Here is a 19,441-nt window from a genome sequence, read left to right as displayed (position 1 = left end):
TTATATCACATGATCACATTCTTATTTGAAACCTATCTTATCATCTTACTAACTGGTTTTGCCGCCGGCATATTGGCCGTATATAAAAACAAGCCGGCAGCTTTGTATGTCAGGTATTTGCCCTGGTTCCTGCTTCTTAAATTCGGGGAAGAGCGGTTTGCACAATACTGGTCGAGGAAATACGGCAATGACCACGCTATCTGTAATATATTTCTGATCATAGAGTTCCTGTTTTACAGTTTCACCTTATACCAGCTGCTGCGCACATCTGCCATCAGAAAATGGATCATATACGCTGCGGGCATGTATCTGCTCCTGGCCATACCGCTCATCTTTTTTATTCAGGGCATTAATTATTATAATTCAGGCGTGTATTTTATGGGTGGTTTAATGATGTTGGTTTTCAGCGGGTATTATCTCTTTACCCTCTTTCGTGGCACGGGCGACACAAATCCCTTTTTTAAAGCAGGCTTCTGGATCGCGTGCAGCATCCTGTTCTATTATTGCTGTACCATGCCGCTGATCCTGCCCTGGACATTACTGTTGAATGCCACTCCGTTCGAAATAAAAATATTGTATATTATTCTGCTGATAATGTATTGTATCGCCTATGCGATGTTTGTGATAGGATTCTGTTTTTACCGGCGGTCGCAAAAAGCGCATAAGCTGTTATAGTGGTATTTCAATCCGGTATAAAAACTCTGAGCTTCCCCCGTACAGCGTTGAACTTTATGCTAAATTGCTGGCTCCAAGGATCCTAATATGAAATCGGAGATATACGTTGTAATCATAATTGGTGCAATTCTGGCGGTAATGCTGGTAGGCTTTATTGTTACCATCCTATTCCTGTACCAGCGCAGGCAGCACCGGCAGGAATTAGAGATCAACCGCATGAAGGAGGAGTATGAACGGGAAGCACTGAAATCACAACTGGAGATCCAGGAAGAGACCTTTAAGAATATTGGCCAGGAGCTACATGATAATATCGGTCAGATGCTATCGGTGGTAAAATTGTCTTTAGCTGTATTACCCATGGATGATAAACACGAGGCCTGGGAACCGGTGCAGGGCGCCCGCCAGGTCTTGAATAAAGCAATGGTCGATCTGGCCAACCTGACCAAAAGCCTCCATACCGATCGCATAACCCAGATCGGTTTGGCGGAATCCATCCATTTTGAGTTGGAAAATATAAACAAGACAGGCTTACTGGAAATTGAGTTCTCTATTTCAGGGATTGAGGAAAGCCTCGACGATCAGAAATCGATCGTATTATTCAGGATCTTCCAGGAAAACCTGAACAACATTCTAAAACATTCCAAAGCCAAAAAGATACTGGTAAACCTTACCTATCTTGACGATAAGTTTATAATGAAAATAACCGACGATGGCATTGGATTCAATGTAAGGGAAAAGAAAAATTCCACGTCGTCTGCGGCTGGTGTTGGATTAAAGAGTATTTTCAACCGTGCAAAGTTGATCGGTGCAGATATTGATATGCAAAGTGAACCAGGGCAGGGTACCATAGTTACCATCCAGTTGCCATTACCCCATTCCGATAATGACTGTTAATAAAAACATACAGGTAGCAGTTGCTGATGACCACACCTTACTTCGAAACGCGCTTGCGCGATTGATAAATTCTTTTGAAGGCTATAAAGTGCTGTTTGAAGCCAGTAACGGGCAGGATGTGAAGGAAAAGCTTAACAAGCATGTTATCCCCGACATTATTCTGCTGGATGTAAACATGCCTGATATTGACGGCTATGAAACGGCCAAGTGGATATACAAGAACTTTCCACAGGTCAAGATACTGGCCCTTTCTATGTTCAGCGATGAGAATATCATCATTCGCATGCTGCGCCTGGGTGCCAAAGGTTATATCATGAAGAATGCAGAGCCCGAGGAATTGAAAATGGCGCTGGATTCCGTCTTGCACAAGGACTTCTATCTGTCAGAACTAATATCCGGTAAGATCATCAGCGGCCTGCATAAAGACATGGATAAGCCGCACGAACCCGTTCATCTTACTGAAAAAGAAAAAGAATTCCTGAAATGGGTTTGTACTGAATTAACCTATAAGGATATCGCCGGCAAAATGTTTGTGAGCCCGCGTACAGTAGACGATTATCGTAATTCCCTGTTTGAAAAGCTGGGTGTGAAAACGCGGGTGGGACTGGTGATCTATGCCATCAAGCATAACATGGTGGAAATATAGGAGCAGGTTCACGAATTGACCAGGATATCACAGCATCTAAAATAGAAAGGGAGATAAGGTTTTTAACCGTATCTCCCTTTTGCTTGTTAACTGCTTAACTATTTACTCAGATACATACTTCTGTCTTTATACAGCTGACGGAAGTACGGATCGCGCAGGTCTTTTATAAAGCGAATGGCTTCACCGGTACTTTTCATTTCAGGTCCCAGCTCTTTACTAACGCCAGGGAATTTTTCGAAGCTGAACACCGGCTCTTTGATCGCATAGCCCTTCAGGCGTTTCACGAATTTAAAGTCGCGCAGTTTATTGGCGCCCAACATGATCTTGGTAGCTACATTCAGGTAGGGGATCTGGTAGGCCTTGGCAATAAACGGTGTGGTACGCGATGCCCTTGGGTTGGCTTCGATCACATACACTTTGCCATCTTTAATGGCGAACTGAATGTTGATGAGGCCTTTGATATTTAATTTGAAGGCGATCTTACGCGCGTATTCTTCCATGGTCTCAACGATCAGCGGGCTGAGGTTGAACTGTGGTAACACGGCATTACTATCACCGCTATGGATCCCAGCGGGTTCTATATGCTCCATGACACCCATTACGTGAAATTCTTCTCCGTCGCAAATGGCGTCTATTTCGGCCTCCTGGCAACGATCGAGGAAGTGATCGATCAGGATCTTATTGCCCGGGATGTGTTTCAGCAGGCTCACTACTGCTTTTTCCACCTCTTCGTCATTGATCACGATCCGCATCCGTTGCCCTCCCAGTACATAACTGGGGCGCACCAGCACCGGGTAGCCAACTTTGTTGGCCACTTCAACGGCTTCATCAACGGTGTAGGCCGTGCCATAGTTGGGGTAAGGAATATTCAGCTCTTTCAGCATATCGCTGAAACGGCCGCGGTCTTCGGCGATATCCATATTATCGAAAGAAGTACCTATGATCTTTACGCCTTTCTTGGTCAGTCTTTCTGCCAGTTTCAGGGCTGTTTGTCCGCCTAGCTGAACAATTACACCTTCCGGTTTTTCATGTTCAATCAGTTCCCACAGGTGCTCCCAGAATACAGGTTCAAAATACAGTTTATCGGCCATGTCGAAGTCGGTAGACACGGTTTCGGGGTTACAGTTCATCATGATGGCCTCATAACCGCATTCTTTCAGCGCGAGCAAGCCGTGCACGCAGCAATAGTCAAACTCGATACCCTGGCCAATACGGTTGGGGCCGGAGCCGAGAACGATCACTTTTTTGCGGTTGCTTGGTTTGCTTTCCGTGTAATTGCCCGATTCGAAAGTAGAGTAGAAGTAAGGTGTTTTGGCTTCAAACTCGGCGCTGCAGGTATCTACCATCTTGTACACGCGGGTGATGCCGGCTGCTTTTCTTTTGGCATATATTTCTTCATCGTTGCCATCCTGCATAATGCGGCAGATCTGCTCATCGCTAAAGCCCTGGAATTTGGCTTCCTTCAATAATTCGACGGGCAGGGTAGCTGTTTTATATTTCGCGATCTCTTTCTCGAGGTCAACGATCTTTTTGATCTCATTGATGAACCAGCGGTCGATGCCGGTGGCTTTGGCAATGGTTCCCACAGAAACACCACCCATGAGCGCATCTTTTATGCGGAAAATGCGGTCCCATTTCGGGGTCTTTATATATTCGATCAGCTCTTCTGCATGCATCTGGCTTTTTCCGTAATAGCCGAGACCAACTGCGTTGTTCTCCAAACTTTGACAGGCTTTCTGGATGGCTTCGCCGAAGCTTCTGCCGATGGCCATTACCTCGCCCACACTTTTCATTTGTAAGCCGAGGGTATCGTTGGCGCCTTTGAATTTATCAAAGTTCCAGCGGGGCATCTTAACGATCACGTAATCCAGCGCCGGCTCAAAATAAGCGGAAGTGGTTTTGGTGATCTGGTTTTTCAGTTCGTCGAGCGTATAACCGATCGCCAGTTTGGCGGCTATCTTGGCAATGGGGTAACCGGTGGCTTTGGAAGCCAGGGCCGATGAGCGGCTAACGCGGGGATTGATCTCAACGGAGATCAATTCTTCCGTATCTGGATTCAATGCAAACTGTACGTTACAACCGCCGGCGAAATTACCCAGGCTGCGCATCATGAGAATGGCTTTGTTGCGCATATCCTGGAAGGCGGTGTCACTTAATGTCATGGCCGGTGCTACGGTGATGGAGTCGCCGGTGTGCACGCCCATGGGATCAAGGTTTTCAACCGTACAGATGATGGCTACGTTGTCATTTTTGTCGCGCAGGAGTTCCAGCTCATATTCTTTCCATCCCAATACGGCTTTTTCCACCAGTACTTCATGAATTGGAGAAGCCTTCAAACCTCTGTCGAGTGCGGCTTCCAGCTCAGATTTGTCATGCACGAATCCGCCACCTGTTCCACCCAGGGTGAATGAAGGGCGAATTACGAGCGGGAAACCGATCTCCTGTGCAAATTCCTTTCCTTCGAGCAGGGAGTTAGCAACTCTGGAAGGAGCGACCGGTACGCCAATCTTGAACATTAACTGGCGGAATTTTTCGCGGTCTTCTGCAGTATCGATGGCGTCAATATCAACCCCGATCATTCGAACGTTGTATTTTTCCCACACACCGAGTTCAGCAGCTTCTTTAGCCAGGTTTAAGGCTGTTTGTCCCCCCATGGTCGGTAGCACCGCATCAATCTGGTTTTCTTCCAGTATTTGCTCAATGCTCTCTACCGTCAGTGGCAACAGGTAAACCTGGTCGGCCATCATAGGGTCGGTCATGATAGTAGCAGGGTTACTGTTGATGAGAATTACTTTAATTCCTTCTTCCCGGATACTACGGGCCGCCTGTGAACCGGAATAATCAAATTCACACGCCTGGCCGATAACAATGGGACCTGAACCGATAATCAGTACTGACTTGATAGAAGTGTCTTTTGGCATTTTGAGTAAAGAGCGATTTTTTTTAGTTAAACCTTGTTGAACCTTCCTCCTGGGCCGTTTTTGCCGCAATTCTGCAGCGATTTCGGCGGGATAAATTGCGCAAAAGTAAGGCAGTGGGGGGAATTTTACGGATTATTTTTAAAAGAAGCGGAATGCAGGATGTCAGCGGCCGGCAGGGAGAACCTGGGAGGCTCAGCCCTGTTCTGGCAGTTAAGATAGTGCAAGGTGGACAAATGGGTCAGAATGAGGTAGAAACGGAGTACCGTTAGTACGCTTCATCATTTAGAACGGTCGTTTGTTAAAATTCAACCGGAAGCCAGAAGCCAGCGGTCAGTAGCCCGAAGTGGTAAGTGTGAAGCGTTGAAAAGTTGACAGTGGGACATTAGAAGCGCGAAAGGTAGAAGTACGAAAGGCAACGTAACAGAGAGGAAATAAATTCGCGAGTAATAGAATGGCTCGTTGCCTTTAAAGCCGTTGAGCGCTGCCTTGTTACCTTTCAGGCAACAAAAAAGCCTCTACCATCCGGCAAAGGCTTCGAATTGCTGGCTGAAATTTATATTAATTCAGTTGTTGTGAAAAGCGGCTAACTCAATATCGTCAAGTGCAACTCCGCCACCCCGTACCAGTTTTTTCTGTTCGGCTATCTGACGTTTCTCATCAAAACGACTTTTGATACGGAATACCCATTTTTGTTTAGCTTCATTTCCACGGAAGATGCCTACTATCGTGCCGATCGACAGAGCCAATACCAAGATCACCTTATTCCTGAGCGTTTTCATAATACCGAGTTTGTAGAATTATCGAATACTATTCTTTTTAAGACAACATATATACGCCAAATGCTGTTCCAATGTTTATAAAAATCGTACCACTATGTGGGTATTTTTTAAATATTAACACATCACAATACCTGGAGGTTCTCATTTCTTTTTTATTCTGGTTTTACAATGCAGGTAACCCTCCTTAATGTTTTTTTAATATTGCATTTTCTGCACGTTTTCACAGCGCCGAAGCGCTGCCTTTTATGACACTTATTTTTTATAACATTTTACCGGTTATTACCAACCACTTAGTTTTGCAGCCTTAAAGCCCGGTTTTTGCCGGGATAAGCGCTGTAAACTGTTTGTGATCATTTAAGTCAAAAACCCATGAGAATAGTAACACTGCTATTGTTGTTGAAAAGCTCTACCCTGGTTGCCCAGTTGTTTCCCCCTGCCATTTATCCGCAGGGATATTTCCGTAATCCCCTCGCAATTCCTATGCGGTTAGCCGGGAATTTTGGCGAATTGCGGCCGAACCACTATCACATGGGTTTCGATATTAAAACAAATGCCCGCGAGAACCTGCCGGTATATGCGGCGGCAGATGGATATGTGAGCCGTATTAAAATAGAACCTTATGGTTTTGGCCGCGCTATTTACGTAACTCACCCCAATGGATTTACGACATTGTATGCACATTTGAATACATTCAATCCCACGCTTGAAAAATGGGTAAAAGACCAGCAATACCAGCAGCAATCGTGGAAGGTTTTACTCGAACTGCCTGCTGACCTTTTTCCGGTCAAAAAAGGAGATTTTCTGGCTTATAGCGGTAATACCGGTGGCTCGCAAGCGCCACACCTTCACTTTGAGATCAGGCGTACTGCCGGCGACATAAATGTGAATCCTTTTCTGTTCGGATTTCCGGTTGCTGATAATGTTCCTCCAAAACTGCTGCGGTTGGCGGTGTACGACAGAACGCGCAGCATTTATGAACAATCTCCACGGATCTTTCCTCTAAGAGCTATTTCAGCCACTACTTATCTGCCCACCCCTACGGTAATTACGGTTTCTTCGCCTTTGGTGAGTTTTGCCATTGGCGCTTATGACACCCAAACCGGATCTACCAACCTGAACGGTATTTATGAATCTACGTTACTGGTTGATGAAGAACCGGTGATCGGGTTTAGAATGGATAATATCAGTTACAATGATACCCGCGATCTGAACGCACATATTGATTATAAGACCAAACACCAGGGCGGCCCCTACCTGCAGCATTTAACCGAGTTGCCCGGCTATCCGAATGCGATCTACCGGCATAACCGGAATAAGGGGGCTATTGATATCAGTGACGGGGCTGTACATTCGGTTTCCATTGAGGTAAAAGATGCCAGCGGCAATACCAGCAGGCTTAATTACAAAGTTCAATACAATGGGGCTGAAGTGAAAGCGGCGGAACCGTCAGGAAAAAAATTCTACCCGTTGATGATGGATGGCTACGAAAGCCAGGAATGTGAGTTTTACATTGGCGAACGCTGTTTATACGACTCAGTGCACATCCGGTATAATAAAGCGGCAAATACCAATAGCCAGGTGGTTTCATCCATCCATACGATCGGAGCACCCTATATTCCTTTGCGGGATTCGATGCTTGTACGCATACAACCAACGCGGCCCCTAAGCGATGCTGAGCGCTCGCGCACAGTCATGCAGTGGTTTACCGGTACCAAGGAAGATGTGCAAAAAGTGCAGTGGCAGGGCGATTGGGCTTCGGCCCGCTTCAGGGATTTCGGGAATTACCAGCTGGTTTTGGATACACAGCCCCCTGTGATCACGCCTGTTGGTTTCACCGATGGATCGAACCTGAGCAAGGCGACCCGTATTGCATTTACAGTGAATGATAATTTAGACAGGTTTAAGAACGTTCGTGCCGAACTGGATGGCCAATGGCTGCGGTTTACGAATGACAAGGGCAAAACCTTCCTGTATTTTTTTGACGAAAAGTGTATGGCGGGCCCGCATGAGCTGTTGATCCGTGCAGAGGATGAAGCGGGCAATGTGACCGAAAGAAGCTTTAATTTTACCCGCTAAAGATCCATTTGCATGATCACATTAAAGGAGGGCGATAAAGCACCTGCGTTTAGCGGCAAGGATCAGAATGGTAAGAAAGTATCGCTTAGCGCATTTAAAGGAAAGAAAGTAGTACTGTATTTTTATCCGGAAGACGATACGCCAACCTGCACGGTACAGGCCTGCAATCTGCGTGATAATTATGCATTACTGAAGAAAAATGGCTTTGAAGTGGTAGGTGTTAGTCCGAATGATGAAAAAAGCCATAAGAAGTTTGAGACCAAGTTCCATCTGCCGTTCATCTTGCTGGCAGATCCAGATCATACGATCATTGATAAATACGGGGTCTGGGGCGAAAAGCAAATGTTTGGTAATAAATATATGGGCGTTCATCGCACTACATTCGTCATCAATGAAAAGGGCATAATTACGAAAATATTTCTGCGCCCGAAGAATAAACAGCATGCGGAGGAAATTGTTGAGGCGGGTAAATAACCCAATTAATATCAATAAATTAAGGTGAACAAAACGATTAGTGTCAATGGCTGAATTCATCAGCCATTAACTTTTATACCTACCGTTACGATGGGCAAATGCTAAGAGCAGTTTCTACTAAACCGTGATCTTACTTGGCTATAGCTCCTGGCTGGGTCAGTTCCTTTCTAAAATCGCTTCTTTCAAAATTTTCCATAACCAGGGCGGCTGCACCGGTTATTTCAGCCTGGTAACCCAGGGAGGAGATCTCAATTTCGGTATTGGACGCCAGCCGGGGAATGCAATGTTCGTTCAACGCCTGTTGAATAGGGGCCTGCCATATTTTTCCAGCCGATGAACCACGTCCACTCAGTATTACCACTTCCGGATTAAGTAAATGGATTAAAATAGCCACCCCCCTGCCTATATTATAACCCGATTCAGATAATATTTCTACAGCGAATTTGTCGCCTTTGCCAGCCGCCTTTATAATTTCCTGAAATGCTTCTTCTGCATGCTCTGCTGACAATTCTTTCAACAGCGAGATTTTCCCATCTTTTAACCCCTTGTTGGCTTTTTCAATAACTACCAACAGCGAAGTTTCGGTTTCAAGACAGCCGCTTTTACCGCAGCTGCATAATTTATTATTCAGAAAAAGGGGAATATGGCTGAATTCACCGGCGAATCCATTGTGTCCTCTGAACAGTTCGCCATTCAATATCATACCTAACCCTACGCCCCAGCCTACGTTTATGACCATGGCATTTTTTTTACCACGGGCAGATCCGAACATCAGTTCGGCGAGCGCAATCAGCCGGGAGTCGTTATCAATAAATACCGGCAGCTTTATCCTGGCTGAAATGTATTGTGTAACCGTACCTTGTTCCGGCTCTAGAAAGGTATAGTTCTGCCCTTTATTCGCATCAACAAAACCAGGCATGCCAATACCTACGCCCGCTATGTTGGTCCTGCATATACCCGAGCGGTTTATCACTTCATCGATCTTTTCAGTAAGCGCGGCTAAAGCCCCGGTGTTTCGTGGTAATGGCAATTCAAAGATCTCCGTAGCGGTCACCTGGCTGTTTTGCATGTTTAAAATGGCAATGCGGGTGATCAACTGGTCCATGGCCACCGATACGATATACAGAACATCCGGTTTTAGTGAATACATTACGGCCCGTCTGCCACCGGTGGAGGCAGCAAATCCGGTTTCCACCACCCAGCCTTCTTCAATAAGTTTTCCCAGCATTTTGGTTGTAACCGGTAAACTTTTATTGATCTTCTCGCTCAGGTCGGCGCAGGAAAGCATATTAGAAAAATAAAGATGCTTGATGATCTTTTTCCTATACAATTGATTCTTTTCCGTCATGTACAGTTAGTAAAACTTTTACCAAATTTACTGTTAAGTACCAGAACTTTAAAGCAATTCACAAAAGCACGCCGGTTACAATGTCCGCCTGACCAATTTTGACCCATTCCCGGTATTTTTCTTTGGCTGTATTACGCTTCTTTCACAAGCCATTCTGAACATGGCTGCTGCCAAATAAAAGAACCGGGGCAACTCTCTTTCCTACTTTGCCGTATTGCATTTTATAACCTCAAGAGGGATCACTACCTGTTCCGCCCGGATTAGCCTACCGCTTTGTAAAAGGTCTTCAACGATAGGCGGATACCTCGTCGGGATATGGTATGCAAAGGCTGTTTACGACGCAAATTCTTATTTCCAATAGCGGCAGTGGTTCATCTTATGTTTAAAATGTACAGCAACACATACATCAGCACATAATAAAGGCCGGGCTTGGCGTTCAGCATGCTCCGGCTGCCAACTAAGTAAGTACGCTGTATAACGGCGTGCTTCTATATGGGTTATTTTTTAGTTTTAGGGTTTGGTTACCCTGTCCTTTTAAGGACAGGGTTTTTCATGTATTGAAGCTTGTTGTAGCGGTTAAGACAACTATGAAAATGAGTACAGGCAACCAAATCTTATGGTTCATCGTACAACTCCATAGTATTTGTGATATGCCCTGTATAGAAATGCAATTGTGTATTTGACAATATCCTTTGCGGTTCGGCAGGTACCAAAGCTGAATTAATTGTTTACTATGATAAAAAAAATAACGGTCGTTTTAACCGGTACAATCTTGTTTTTGGGATGTGTAAATGATAAAGAAGAGATCTTATATGGTAACAGCTGTGATGGTCCTACGCCATCGTTTGCAGCAGTTGTAAACCCTATAATTGAAACCAATTGCGCTATTCCCGATTGTCATGCACCAGGAAGTTCGAACGGTCCAGGCGCCCTCACCTCATATGCACAAATTAAAAATGTTGCGGGAGAAATAAAATCGGCGGTCGTTTCACGTTTTATGCCCAAGGATCGCACGCTTACCGAAAGCCAGATAAAAGCCATCCGCTGCTGGGTAGATGCAGGCGCTCCTAACAATTAAAGAACATTTTTTCATGAGTAAAAAGAGGATAATCATTGGTGGTATAGTAGTTGTTATACTGGCCCTCGCCACTTATGGATGGTATCAATATAACAGAACGGTGAAGGGGCTCCATGATGTGCGCGCCGATTATTCAGTAAATGCCACCGCACTGATCAATGAATTCATCAGTAACGAAGATTCGGCCAATAAAAAATACCTGAACAGGATACTGGCCGTAAAGGGAGTGATAAAAAATATTGAATCCGGGGAAGGTGCAGGTACCATCGTATTGGGCGATTCAACCGATCTGTCGGGCGTTCGGTGTGTGTTGGATAGTAGCGCCCATTCAAAAACAGCTTCTTTGCAACGCGGGGCGCTGATAACCATTAAGGGCGCCATCACCGGCTTTTCAAAAGATGAAACCGGGCTGCTGGGTTCAGACGTTCAACTGAACCGCTGCGTTATTTCCGAGTAGCCATTCATAAAAACCAAATATTGTTACAATGAATCAACGGATAAGGAAAGGCATCATTGCTTTCAGTTTCTTATTGGTTACCGCCCCGCTCTTGGCGCAAGACAAATACTTCACCAAAAGCGGGTCAATAGGTTTTGTATCAAAAGGCAATATTGAAACTATCCAGGCCAATCACCGCAGCGTTACCTGTGTGCTCGACTCCAGGACCGGTGCCTTGCAGTTTGCCGTTCTGATGAAAGGATTTGAATTCAAAAAAGCATTGATGCAGGAACACTTCAATGAAAATTATGTAGAGAGTGATAAATATCCGAAAGCGGAGTTCCGCGGGCAGGTAGTGAACAACAGCGATATCGCCTATACCAAAGACGGCGAATACAAAGCGCATGTGAAAGGTAAACTAACCCTGCACGGACAAACCAAAGACGTGGAAGCAGATGGAAAGATCAATGTGAAGAACGGTAAACTGGTGGCCAATTCGGTATTTACCATACTGATGTCGGATTATAATATCTCCATTCCCAATCTCGTGAAAGAGAATATGTCGAATACGGTGACCATTACCGTAAACTGCACCCTGGATCCCTTAAAGAGTTAAGCAACCACTAACAATTCAAATAACCACCCAAGATATGACTACAATAACCCGGATCTTATTTTTTGCCTGTGTTAGTTTGTTAACGGGCAATGTTATAAAAGCACAGGACCAGGACCTGCTAAAGCTGGTTGATTCATCAAAAGGTACTGAACCTGCATGGGCTGCTGCTGCCTTCAAATCGACTCGCGTAATTAATGGCCAGTCGATGGAGCTTTTGGGCAAAGGCGTGCTTGACGTGCGTATCCTGCACCGCTTTGGCCTGATCAATGACGGCGCAAAAGAACTCTTTGGTTTAGACCAGGCGAGTATGCGAATAGGATTGGATTACGGAATCACCAGCAATTTAACGGTAGGAGCAGGCAGAAGCACGCTTAATAAAGAGCTGGACGGTTTTGTGAAGTGGCGGCCCATACGCCAGAGCGTTAATGGCGGTTCGCCCGTTTCAGTAATTTGGGTATCGGGTGTTACGGTTCATACCATGCCCTGGGCAGATACTACCCGGAAGAACAAGTTCTCTTCCCGCGTTGCCTACTATCACGAAGTGATCATTGGCCGCAAGTTCAGCAATGCTTTCAGCCTGCAGCTGAGCCCCATTTTTGTGCACCGGAACCTGGTTACCAATGCCGATGATGAAAATAATACCTGGGCGTTGGGTATCGGCGGCCGGTTGAAACTCTCGAAGCGCACGGCTTTTGTGGTAGATTATCACCCTATTCTTTCGGGGCGCGAACCTGGAACGAAAGATCCGTTATCAGTGGGGTTCGACATTGAAACCGGCGGCCACGTATTTCAGTTACACTTTAGTAACAGCACCGGCATGAATGAAAAAGCATTCCTTACCGGCACGTATGACGATTTCTGGAAAGGAGATATCCGGTTTGGATTCAACCTGTCGCGGGTATTCCAGGTAGGGAAAAAACACTAGTGTTTTAATGTGATGCTGTGCTAATAGTTAGAACCCTGGCCAATAGAAAGATCCGGAGCAAACTCCGGATCTTTCATTCGCATATTAGCTAATTATCGAATCAGGAACTCAACCTCGCCAAAATCAAAGCTGCGATCAATAACATCCTTTGTAAGCAGCTGCCCATTATCGGAAACACCCGTAATCGTGGTTTCAAATAAAACGGCGCCTTTTTTCAACGTAACCGGCTGATGGATTTTGTATAACACTTGCTGATATTCCTGCATAATGGCAGCGGTTTCTCCCGCCTGCAGCAGCTGGTAGCGGTTTTCCAGGGCAAGGCACAATTCCTTTCCCATCTCAGAGGGGTCAAAATCCCTGCCTGTGATCTGCTTCAATGAAACCGGGTTGGGCAGGGCCGGGTCAAAAACAACCTGGTTGAGATTAATACCAACACCTACTACGGCGTATAGCCAATCTGACCCACGGAACACATTTTCTATCAGAATACCTCCTGCCTTTCTGTCACGCCAATACAGATCATTGGGCCATTTGATGCGGGTTTCTTCCCCGGCATATTTTTTATAAAAGTCATAACAGGCGAGGGCCACTGTTGCAGACAGGCAAAACTGGCGGGAAGGCAATAAGCCGGGAGTAATTACCACGCTCAGCATAATGTTTTGATTAGGGGTTGTTAACCAGCTTTTTCCGCGCTGTCCTTTACCGGCAGTTTGTTCAAGGGCGAACCAGGCAGTGCCATGAGTTGCCAATCCGGCTTGTATTTGCCGCATGGCATAGTTGTTGGTGCTGTCTATAGTTGATAATATTATATAAGAGTGACCAATGGGGCTTCTGTGACCAGGATGTGACAAAAGATTATTATTTTTGGGATGTGCGAAATTAGGAATTACCGATGAGCGTTTAGGAGAGAATGTTGTTATAAGCGGATTTATTCGTATTTTAAATACCTGTAGTCACTTTCCCTGGTCAGGGAAGATCGAGTCTGAAAACAGCCTCCTCACTACCGAAAGAATAAACACAATTGATCATTAAAACACAGGATTATTGGAACAAGTTTCATTGTTAGCTACCCGTCGTAAGCGAAAAAGTGTAGCCAGGTTAACAAAAAATTCTAAGATTTTTAAAGCAATCATTCACGCCATAAAGGAAAAGAAAGGAGACAATATCGTTTCGTTGGATCTGCGTAAAATTCCCGAAGCTGTTGCCGACTTTTTTATTATCTGCGAAGCCAGCAGCACTACACAGGTTAAAGCCATTGCTGACTTTGTGGAGGAACATGTTAAAAAAACAGTGCAAGAAACCCCCTATCATAGTGAAGGACACCAGACAGCTCACTGGGTACTAATCGATTATGTTAATGTCGTAGTACACGTTATGCAACCTGAAACCCGCAAATTCTATAAGCTGGAAGAAATGTGGAACGATGCTGAAGGCGAAGAATATTAAACTCCTCTGCAAAAATTAATGTTAAAATGCGGCTTTGTGCGAAATAATCATTAACTAACAGCTTTTTAGGCGAACAATTGGAGGCCATCGATCATTAATTATATTAAATAGAAAAACCAAGGACAAGCAACAATATATGTCACAGGACGAGTCAAGACAGAACGACCGCAACTTCCCTCGCTTACGTCCCCGCGACGACGGTGGCCAGCGTAAAGGTCCTAAATTCAATATTTACTGGGTTTGGGCAATCATTTTCGCTGTTTTAGTAGGCTTTCAGTTATTTGGTTCCTTTGCTCCGGATGCTAAAACCATTACCGACCTGGAATTTTACAAAATGTTGGATAATGGGGATGTAGACAAGCTTAATACAGTTACCAATAAAAATACAGTTCGCGTTTTTATAAAGAAGGACCGGTTAGAAAAGTACAAAGACCAGCTTTCAAAAAACAACTGGACAAGTGTTGGTGATAAAGGGCCTCATTTTGAATTCAAGGTTATAAAGGCCGACGATTTCAACAAAGAACTGAATGCATATTTCGATAAACATCCAGAACTAAACCGGGTACCAAATATTCCAATACAGGAAGGAGAGTGGTTCGGTTCTATCATTCAATTCTTATTACCCCTTGTAGTAATAGTGCTGATCTGGGTAATGTTAATGCGAAAAATGGGTGGTGGTGCTTCCGGCGGCAGTGGTCCCGGCGGTATCTTCAATATCGGGAAATCGAGAGCTACCCTGTTCGATAAAGGCACTAAAGTGAACATCACCTTTGCCGATGTGGCTGGTCTCGATGAAGCCAAGGTAGAGGTTATGGAGATCGTTGACTTTTTAAAGAATCCCAAAAAATACACTTCGCTCGGCGGTAAAATACCTAAAGGGGCATTGCTGGTAGGTCCTCCGGGAACCGGTAAAACCCTGCTGGCAAAAGCCATGGCCGGTGAAGCTCAGGTTCCTTTCTTCAGCATGAGTGGTAGTGATTTTGTGGAACTGTTCGTTGGGGTAGGCGCCAGCCGTGTTCGTGACCTGTTCAAACAGGCCCGTGAAAAATCGCCCTGTATCATTTTTATCGATGAAATTGATGCTATTGGCCGTGCACGCGGTAAAAATGCGATCATGAGCAACGACGAAAGGGAAAGCACCTTGAACCAGTTACTGGTTGAAATGGATGGTTTCAGCGGCGAAAGCGGGATCATCGTACTGGCTGCCACCAACCGGCCCGATGTGCTGGACAGCGCATTGCTGCGCCCCGGCCGTTTCGACCGGCAGATCTCTATCGATAAACCCGATCTGAAAGGCCGTGAGCACATCTTCAAAGTGCACCTGAAACCGATCAAGATCTCTGAAAAAGTAGATATTCATAAGCTCGCAGAACAAACACCGGGTTTTGCCGGCGCCGACATCGCCAACGTATGTAATGAAGCCGCCCTGATTGCCGCCCGTAAAGGCAAACAATCCGTGGAAATGGACGACTTCCAGGATGCCGTTGACCGCGTGATCGGTGGTTTGGAAAAGAAGAACAAGATCATTTCTCCCGACGAGAAACGCATCATTGCTTACCATGAAGCCGGTCACGCCATTTGCGGCTGGTTCCTGGAGCATGCGTATCCATTGCTGAAGGTAACGATCGTACCACGAGGCGTTGCCGCCTTAGGGTATGCACAGTATACGCCGAAAGAGCAGTACCTGTACAATACCGATCAGCTAATGGACCAGATCTGTATGACATTGGGAGGCCGCGCCAGTGAAGATATTTTCTTCCATAAGATCTCAACCGGCGCACAGAACGACCTGCAGCAGATCACCCGGATAGCCTATTCGATGGTTACCATATATGGTATGAATGAAAAAGTGGGTAATGTAAGTTTTTACGATCCTGCCCAGGAGAATTCATTTACCAAACCATATTCTGAGGAAACTTCCAAACTGATAGATGAAGAGGTACGTAAGCTGATCGATGAGGCGTATGAAAAGACAAAACAATTACTTACCGAGAAAAAGGTACAGGTAGAAAAACTGGCCGAAGCCCTGCTCGAAAAAGAAGTATTGTTCCAAAGTGATGTTGAGGCGCTGATCGGTAAGCGGCCCTTCACCGATAAAAAAACACTCGATGTTGATGGGGAAGGCCATACAGAAGGCGCCATCAGCGAAGGAGTGCCTCCTTACGACAGTAATGTAACCAATCATCCAGCTACATAAATAGTATGAACGTTTCTCCGGCTAAAGAAAATATTTTAAAAAAAATAAGAAAGGCGTTGGGTAACTCAACGCCTCTCCCTTTTCCGCAAAGTGAAGGCAACAATTCTGTATATCAACCTTCAACCCAGGACCTGGGACTTGAATTTGCCGAGCGTTTTACCAAACTGCAGGGGAAATTCGTTTTTTGTGAAAATTACAAAGAGCTTGCCAGCCAGCTGAACCAGGTGATCGCCAGCAACAAGTGGGATAAAATATTCTGTAAAGAGGAAGGCTTGCGGAAAACACTGGCAGAAAATCAATTCAATAATTACTCCTACAACGACCTGTCAACCTGCGATACTGCCATCACCAGCTGCGAATGGCTGGTAGCCCGCACCGGTAGTATCGTAATGACGGCTGCCCAGGAAAGTGGCCGTACAGTCAGCGTATATGCCCCTGTGCACATTTGTATAGGCCATGCCAGTCAGCTGGTATACGATGTAAAAGATGCATTGGCAAAAGCCAGGGAAAAATACGCTGGTAATCTTCCTTCGTTGATCACTTTTGCAACAGGTCCGAGCCGCACCGCCGATATTGAAAAAATGCTGGTAGTAGGAGTGCATGGTCCCAAAGAAGTATATGTATTTCTTGTAGATCAATAAATAATTGTGAGGTATAAGGCGGCAAACAGATTGAATCGATCGTTTGCCGTTTTACGTTTCACGCTTTACGACGCATGCAATCGAACATTTACCGGCTATTTGTTTATGGCTCGCTCAGAAGCGGGCTGCTCAATCCCATTTTATCACATATAACCCGGTATTTCGTATTTGATGGAATGGGCGCTATTCAGGGTAACCTGTATGACATGGGCCAGTATCCGGGTGCTATTCCCTGTACCGAAGACCATTTGATCATTGGCGAAGTATACCATATTGCAAACATAGAAGAGTTTGAGCAGGCCATGGAAGTGATCGATGATTACGAGGGCCTGATCGTGGAGCCCGGCGAAGTGCCTTTGTTCAGAAGGGAACCGGTTCATGTATTCTTCAAGAATACGACCGTTGTTGCGTGGATGTACTGGTACAACAGACCGATCACCAACCGGCCGCGTATTGAATCGGGTGACTATGTTGCGTATAAGATGAAAATTGGCAAGTGAATGTGATAACCCTGCAGAGCAGGACAAGTTGTGATAGTGAAATACAGTGAAAGTGCGCTGAAACATGAAGGCCTCTAAACCGGAACTTATAACCTTAACTGGAAACGGGTAACCGGTGACGGTAACCTACCCAAAAAACCGAAAACGCAGAACTTAAAAAAAATTGAATCCCGATAAAAAGATATACTTCCTTTCCGACTTTCACTTAGGCGTTCCGGACCATGCATCGAGCCTGGATCGCGAAAAGCGCATTGTTGCATTCCTGGAAGAGATCAGGAAAGATGCTGCTGTCATATTTATCGTGGGCGATATGTTCGATTTCTGGTACGAATACCGTACGGTAGTACCCCGCGGATATGTACGCTTACTGGGCAAGCTTGGTGAAATAACCGATTCTGGCATTCCCATTCATTTCTTTGTAGGCAACCACGATATGTGGATGAAGAACTATTTTCAGCAGGAGCTGAATATTCCGGTTTATTTTGAACCCCGCGCTTTTGAATTCAATCATAAAAAATTCTGGATAGGCCATGGTGATGGATTAGGGCCCGGAGATCATGGATATAAATTCATGAAGAAGATCTTCCGCAGTCCGGTTTGCCAGTGGTTATTCGGTATATTACCCCCCTATATCGGCATGGGATTGGCCAATTACCTCAGCCGGAGAAGCCGCACTGTAACAGGCTCAGCCGATGACAAATTTTATGGGGAAGAAGGGGAGTGGCTTATTACCTATTGCAAAGACATTCTGAAAGAACAGTACTATGATTACCTGGTGTTTGGGCACCGGCATCTGCCTATCGATTTCTCTTTAAAAGGCGGCAGCCGGTATATCAACCTGGGCGACTGGATCCGGTATTATACGTATGCTGTTTTTGATGGACAACATTTATCCCTCTGTACCCGTTATCCTGACCTGGAAAGCAAAATCATTCGTTATTAGTGGTTCGCCGTGGTATTATATTGATCGTATTTATTTATTGCTATATACATGGCAGTGCACAAAGCGTTGCGCCTGCTGTGGACACTTTTTTCAGGTTCAATAGACTCGCCGGTGAGCAGATCACCGATTTTACGGTTGATAACCTGGGCAACCTTTATATCTTAAATAATACAGGGCAAATAAAGAAGATGGGCCCTGCAGGTGATTCCATTGCCGTATTCAACAATATTCGGCAATATGGAAAACTGTATTTAATGGATGTTACCAATCCGCTACGCGTGTTGTTATACTACCGCGACTTTGGTACCATCGTTGTTTTGGACCGGTTTTTGAACACGCGGGCAACCATCGATCTTCGAAAACAACAGTTGTTCCAGGTAAATGCCATTGGGCAGGCATATGATAATAATATCTGGGTGTATGACGAGCTGGAGAGCAAATTAAAACGGGTAGGGGAAGATGGCCGCGTGATCGATCAAACAACCGATTTCAGATTAATCGTAGATACGGCGCCTTCTCCGCAATTCATCGTTGATCAGAACCGGTTGGTATATATATACGATTCATTGAAAGGCGTTTATATGTTCGATTATTACGGTGCATTCAAGAACCGTATTCAGTTGAAAGGCTGGACAGATTTTACGGTGATCGGTAATGCCATGTATGGCAGAGATGCTGATATGTTGTATCGATATGAGCCGGGTACACTGAATTTGCAGAACTATCCGATCCCTGTTGGGATGCAGGATGCACAAAAAATTAAGATCACACCGGGTAACCTGTATGTGTTGCGTGCGCACCGGCTCGAAGTGTTTTCCTATCGATGATCGCTTAACATTAGATTTA

Annotated in this window: 19 protein-coding genes; 15 read left to right on the top strand and 4 right to left on the bottom strand. The window is 45.3% G+C overall.

The window, feature by feature from the left end; all coding sequences use genetic code 11:
* Positions 1 to 9: 9 nt before the first annotated feature.
* The 3 genes from JT717_RS07190 (at position 10) to JT717_RS07180 (ending at position 2,215) form a co-directional block, all read left to right on the top strand.
* Positions 10 to 675 (top strand): hypothetical protein, encoded by a 666-nt coding sequence (locus JT717_RS07190; protein WP_205509520.1) that lies wholly within the window; start codon positions 10 to 12, stop codon positions 673 to 675.
* Positions 676 to 762: 87 nt separating this feature from the next.
* The gene (locus JT717_RS07185; protein ID WP_205509519.1) at positions 763 to 1,569 is read left to right on the top strand and encodes a sensor histidine kinase; all 807 of its coding nucleotides are present in this window, start codon (positions 763 to 765) and stop codon (positions 1,567 to 1,569) included.
* Positions 1,559 to 2,215, top strand: a complete 657-nt coding sequence (locus tag JT717_RS07180; RefSeq protein WP_205509518.1) for a response regulator transcription factor — start codon at positions 1,559 to 1,561, stop codon at positions 2,213 to 2,215. The genes JT717_RS07185 and JT717_RS07180 overlap by 11 nt, the downstream gene beginning before the upstream one ends.
* 98 nt (positions 2,216 to 2,313) lie before the next feature.
* Here JT717_RS07180 and carB read toward each other — a convergent pair whose 3' ends face one another.
* The gene (gene carB / locus JT717_RS07175) at positions 2,314 to 5,136 is read right to left on the bottom strand and encodes a carbamoyl-phosphate synthase large subunit (protein ID WP_205509517.1); all 2,823 of its coding nucleotides are present in this window, start codon (positions 5,134 to 5,136) and stop codon (positions 2,314 to 2,316) included.
* A 563-nt stretch (positions 5,137 to 5,699) separates the two neighbouring features.
* Complete coding sequence (locus JT717_RS07170; RefSeq protein WP_205509516.1) at positions 5,700 to 5,915, bottom strand: hypothetical protein; 216 nt, start codon at positions 5,913 to 5,915, stop codon at positions 5,700 to 5,702.
* A 369-nt stretch (positions 5,916 to 6,284) separates the two neighbouring features.
* On the opposite strand from JT717_RS07170, the gene JT717_RS07165 reads away from it, so the two are divergent.
* Positions 6,285 to 7,991, top strand: a complete 1,707-nt coding sequence (locus tag JT717_RS07165; protein WP_205509515.1) for a M23 family metallopeptidase — start codon at positions 6,285 to 6,287, stop codon at positions 7,989 to 7,991.
* Between the two features lie 12 nt (positions 7,992 to 8,003).
* Entirely contained in the window at positions 8,004 to 8,465 is a 462-nt protein-coding gene (bcp, locus tag JT717_RS07160; RefSeq protein WP_205509514.1) for a thioredoxin-dependent thiol peroxidase, read from the top strand.
* Between the two features lie 130 nt (positions 8,466 to 8,595).
* Here bcp and JT717_RS07155 read toward each other — a convergent pair whose 3' ends face one another.
* A complete protein-coding gene (locus JT717_RS07155) occupies positions 8,596 to 9,813 on the bottom strand; it encodes an ROK family transcriptional regulator (RefSeq protein WP_205509513.1) in 1,218 nt (405 codons plus the stop codon).
* A 733-nt stretch (positions 9,814 to 10,546) separates the two neighbouring features.
* On the opposite strand from JT717_RS07155, the gene JT717_RS07150 reads away from it, so the two are divergent.
* Genes JT717_RS07150 through JT717_RS07135 form a run of 4 tightly spaced genes read left to right on the top strand, consistent with a single transcriptional unit; the run spans position 10,547 to position 12,868 of the window.
* Positions 10,547 to 10,891, top strand: a complete 345-nt coding sequence (locus JT717_RS07150) for a hypothetical protein (RefSeq protein WP_205509512.1) — start codon at positions 10,547 to 10,549, stop codon at positions 10,889 to 10,891.
* Between the two features lie 13 nt (positions 10,892 to 10,904).
* Positions 10,905 to 11,348: an OB-fold protein gene (locus JT717_RS07145; RefSeq protein WP_205509511.1), complete on the top strand. Its 444-nt coding sequence runs from the start codon at positions 10,905 to 10,907 to the stop codon at positions 11,346 to 11,348.
* A 28-nt stretch (positions 11,349 to 11,376) separates the two neighbouring features.
* The gene (locus JT717_RS07140; RefSeq protein WP_205509510.1) at positions 11,377 to 11,943 is read left to right on the top strand and encodes a YceI family protein; all 567 of its coding nucleotides are present in this window, start codon (positions 11,377 to 11,379) and stop codon (positions 11,941 to 11,943) included.
* A 34-nt stretch (positions 11,944 to 11,977) separates the two neighbouring features.
* Positions 11,978 to 12,868: a DUF5777 family beta-barrel protein gene (locus JT717_RS07135; protein ID WP_205509509.1), complete on the top strand. Its 891-nt coding sequence runs from the start codon at positions 11,978 to 11,980 to the stop codon at positions 12,866 to 12,868.
* Positions 12,869 to 12,960: 92 nt separating this feature from the next.
* Here JT717_RS07135 and JT717_RS07130 read toward each other — a convergent pair whose 3' ends face one another.
* Entirely contained in the window at positions 12,961 to 13,719 is a 759-nt protein-coding gene (locus tag JT717_RS07130; protein ID WP_240347875.1) for a biotin--[acetyl-CoA-carboxylase] ligase, read from the bottom strand.
* Between the two features lie 193 nt (positions 13,720 to 13,912).
* On the opposite strand from JT717_RS07130, the gene rsfS reads away from it, so the two are divergent.
* The 6 genes from rsfS (at position 13,913) to JT717_RS07100 (ending at position 19,422) form a co-directional block, all read left to right on the top strand.
* Positions 13,913 to 14,314, top strand: a complete 402-nt coding sequence (gene rsfS, locus JT717_RS07125; protein WP_205509508.1) for a ribosome silencing factor — start codon at positions 13,913 to 13,915, stop codon at positions 14,312 to 14,314.
* Between the two features lie 136 nt (positions 14,315 to 14,450).
* Positions 14,451 to 16,511 carry an ATP-dependent zinc metalloprotease FtsH gene (gene ftsH, locus JT717_RS07120; protein ID WP_205509507.1) on the top strand — a complete coding sequence of 687 codons (2,061 nt, stop codon included), beginning with the start codon at positions 14,451 to 14,453 and terminating at the stop codon, positions 16,509 to 16,511.
* 5 nt (positions 16,512 to 16,516) lie between these two features.
* A complete protein-coding gene (locus JT717_RS07115) occupies positions 16,517 to 17,152 on the top strand; it encodes a LutC/YkgG family protein (protein WP_205509506.1) in 636 nt (211 codons plus the stop codon).
* Positions 17,153 to 17,226: 74 nt separating this feature from the next.
* The gene (locus tag JT717_RS07110) at positions 17,227 to 17,652 is read left to right on the top strand and encodes a gamma-glutamylcyclotransferase family protein (RefSeq protein WP_205509505.1); all 426 of its coding nucleotides are present in this window, start codon (positions 17,227 to 17,229) and stop codon (positions 17,650 to 17,652) included.
* Between the two features lie 163 nt (positions 17,653 to 17,815).
* Positions 17,816 to 18,595 carry a UDP-2,3-diacylglucosamine diphosphatase gene (locus JT717_RS07105; protein ID WP_205509504.1) on the top strand — a complete coding sequence of 260 codons (780 nt, stop codon included), beginning with the start codon at positions 17,816 to 17,818 and terminating at the stop codon, positions 18,593 to 18,595.
* A complete protein-coding gene (locus JT717_RS07100) occupies positions 18,595 to 19,422 on the top strand; it encodes a hypothetical protein (RefSeq protein ID WP_205509503.1) in 828 nt (275 codons plus the stop codon). Before JT717_RS07105 ends, JT717_RS07100 begins: the two co-directional genes overlap by 1 nt.
* The last annotated feature ends 19 nt before the right edge of the window (positions 19,423 to 19,441 follow it).

It is taken from the genome of Longitalea arenae, from assembly GCF_016924755.1.
GTDB classification, from domain to species: Bacteria; Bacteroidota; Bacteroidia; order Chitinophagales; family Chitinophagaceae; genus Niastella; species Niastella arenae.
This window is presented reverse-complemented; position numbering and strand designations above follow the sequence as displayed.